Consider the following 3,313-nt stretch of genomic DNA (forward strand, 5'->3'; position numbering starts at 1 on the left):
GCCTGCGGCTATCAGCCCCGCCGCTGCGGTGGCGGCGGTGACGAGTATCAACCGCCGCGGTTTGCGGCGGTGGTCGGCGGCGGCAGGCCGTCTGCGACGTCCTGTCATGGGCACCTCAAATCATTGTCGGAAGACTAGGTGCGCGGAAGCCTGCCAGACGAATGCGGAGGAAAATTCGGACAAACGGGGGCGTGCACCGGGATATCATTCCGTTACCTGTCGACCGGATTTGACGAACAATCAACTTGCAATAAATCCAAGGCAGTTACGCGCGTCGCACCCTAATGGTCCAGTCCTTCCTTGGTGGGTTGTTATCAAATCGAGATATGAACCGGAGGCTTATTGACGGGAATTCAGTCAGGAATTCACCTAATTACTACCTGCTGAATTCCCTCGGTCACGACCCGTGAGGTGCGGTGGTCCGCGGAGCTCGCCGGAACCGGCCTGAGCTCGCCGGAACCGGCCGGAGCGCCGCCGAAAGCCGTTCGAGGTCCGGGAGTTCGACCGGGGGGCGCCCCTCGGGCCCGGCCGCGCGGGCCGTCGGCCCCGCCTCACCGCAGGGTCAGTGAGGTCTCCGATGCGACGTGAGTTCACGAGCGGGAGGAGCGATCAGGCCGGCCGATCGGCGGTGGCCGTCCTCCCACCGCGCTCGGCGCGCAGCCGCTGGCCGCGCTGGTCACCTCCCGAGACGCGGTGCAGGCCGTACGAACCGGGCTTGCCGGCCTCGTCGGCCAGGTGCTTGACGGTGCCCTTGCACACGAGTTCCTTGACCTTCGCCCCGGCGCGACCGGCGATGTGGAACCACAGCGCGACGTCGTTCCTGTGGGCGAACTGGAACATGCCGGCGCGTCGGCCCAGGCTGATGCACTGTCCGGCGAACACCTGGTTGAGGGGCGCGGGCCGCTCTCCGTCGATCCGGCTGAGCACCGTGTCGGCGGCCCGCGCGCCCAAGGGCATCGCGGCCTGGCAGCTCATCCGCAGCGGCAGGTCCGACGGCGCCGCCGAGTCACCCGCCGCGACGACGCGGTCGTCGTCCACGCTCGTCAGCGTCTCGTCCGTGAGCAGGCGGCCCAGCGCGTCCGTGCTCAGCCCGCTGCGCGCGGCCAGGTCCGGCACGCCGAATCCGGCGGTCCAGACGGTGACCTCGCTGCGCACCTCGCGGCCGTCACCGAGCTCCACCGCATCCCGGGTCACCGCCGTCACCTTCGTCCCGGGGCCGTCGAGCACGGTCACCCCGAGCCTGGCCATCCGGGCCGCGACCGACCGGCGGCCCCGGGCGTGCAGGTAGGGGCCGAGCACTCCACCGCAGACCAGGGTCACGCGGCGGCCCTGTTCCGCGAGCTCGGCGGCGGTCTCGATGCCCGTCGGACCCGCCCCGACCACCGTCACCGCCGCCGTGGGGGCGGCGGCGTCGAGGACCGGCCGCAGCCGCTGAGTCTCCTCCAGCGTGGTGATCGGGTAGGCGAACTCGGCGGCGCCGGGCACGCGGAGGTCGGCGCTGCCGCTGCCCACCGCGTAGACCAGGTAGTCGTAGCCGATCGGGGCGCCGGTCCCCAGCGTCACACTGCGCTCCGAGGCGTTGATCCGCGTCACGGTGTCCACGACCAGCCGGACGCCCTCGGCGAGGACCTGCCGGTACTCGACGACCGCGTCGTCGGTCCCGGCCGCCAGCTGGTGCAAGCGGATCCGCTCGACGAAGTTCGCGCGGGGGTTGATCAGGGTCACCGTCACGGCGTCCCGCTGCGTCAGGCGGTTGGCCGCCATGACACCCGCGTATCCTCCGCCGATCACGACCACATCGGTGTGCTGAGTCATGATGTCTCTCCTTCGTCCTGGCCGGTTCGACATCAAGACACCTCGCGTCAGCGAGATGTGACAGTGTGTGAGGCAGGTCACTCCTGGACGTGCCCGCGGTACCGCTCCCGCCGGACGGCCATGTGACGTGGGTCGGTGACGACCAGCAGGATCTGCTCGGCCGGTCGCCCACGCCGCCCCCGTACGGCGTGCCCCGGTGGCGGCTCAGCCGCCGAGGACGCTCAGGCCGATCCGCGCCAGGCGCACAGGCTCGGTGCGGATGCCGTGCGCGGTGACCCTGCCGTATGACCGGCGGTGGCGCGTCGGCCGCCGCGGTCGCGTACCCCGCCGTCCTGCCGGGCAACATCCGCCGTCGCTTACGGGTCGGCGAGCCGGAGCTACTTCTTCCGCCGACGCCTCACGCCTGCTCCGCGGCCCGGGCCGACTTCCTGAGGTGCCGGTGGAGGCGGCTGCGATCGGTGTAGAGCTCGTGGCGGTCCGACGGGACGAGGGCTCCGTCGATCGCCATGGCGGGGGTTCCCGGTACGGGTGACCTCCGGAGCACCTCGTCGGCGGCTTCGACGAAGTCCCGGTGCTTCGTCTCCAGCACGGCCGCGTCGAACTCCGGGCCGCGCAGGCCCGGAATCATGATGGCCAGTCCCAGCAGCCGGTCCCGCGTGAAGCCACCTGACTTCCGCACCCGGCTCTGTTCGCGGTACAGCAGGTCGTGGTAGTCGGCGAACTTGTGCTGGTCCAGGGCGGCGCGCAGGGCGTTTGCCGCGAACTTCGAGCCCGGTCCCAGGAAGGACCCGATCGTGAACTGCAACTGCAGCGCGCCGTTGCGGGCCGCGCGCTTCAGGTACGGGGCGGTGCCCTCCGTCTCGAACTCGGCGCACGCCGGGCAGCTCATGTCCTCGTACAACCGGACAGCGAGCGGAGCGCCGGGGTCACCGAGCACGATGGTGGTGCCGTCGGAGTCCAGGGATTCCGGGGCGGCGGGGAGGTTCGCGCTCGCCGAGACGTCGAGCGGGTCGCCGCCCCCGTCATTCCTGCTGCGGCAGGCGCCGACGGAAGCCGCGGTGGTGATGGCGGCCGCCGCCACCATGAAGCCGCGTCTGGACCCGACCTGCATCAATGTCCCCTCCCAGTGATCGACAGGGTGACATTACGTGGTCGTCGGGCCGGGCGCGTGTGGGTATTTTCCGCCCGCCGAACCGAGCGGACCTGCGCCCCCGCACACGGCCGCGGTTCCTGTTCGGCCGCAGCCACCCGTCAGGCGGAAGTCGCCAACGACCGGTTCTCCGTAGTCCGGGTCATCGTCTCCCTGGCGGCCTGCCGGATCGCGGGCCACCGGCTGACGAAGGCTGCGGCCCGCCTCGTGAGGGCGACCGTCACCGGGTCCCCGCCGGAGCTTCGAGGAACTGGCGCAGGTCGATGACTTCATAGCCGTCGGCCAGCGCGGCGCCGACGATCAGGGGAAGGGCTTCGGCGTCGAGGACGACGCCGGCGCCGTGGCTGC

Annotated in this window: 2 protein-coding genes; both read right to left on the bottom strand. The window is 70.9% G+C overall.

The annotated features are described in order from the left end of the window. Positions 1–609: 609 nt before the first annotated feature. Positions 610–1,815, bottom strand: coding sequence for an NAD(P)/FAD-dependent oxidoreductase (locus ACWGIU_RS33460; RefSeq protein ID WP_453711864.1), 1,206 nt, complete (start codon positions 1,813–1,815; stop codon positions 610–612). 397 nt (positions 1,816–2,212) lie between these two features. After that, on the bottom strand, positions 2,213–2,926 hold the full coding sequence (locus tag ACWGIU_RS33465) for a DsbA family protein (protein WP_453711865.1): 714 nt from the start codon (positions 2,924–2,926) through the stop codon (positions 2,213–2,215). Positions 2,927–3,313 lie beyond the last annotated feature (387 nt).

It is taken from the genome of Streptomyces sp. NPDC054840 (genome assembly GCF_053611065.1).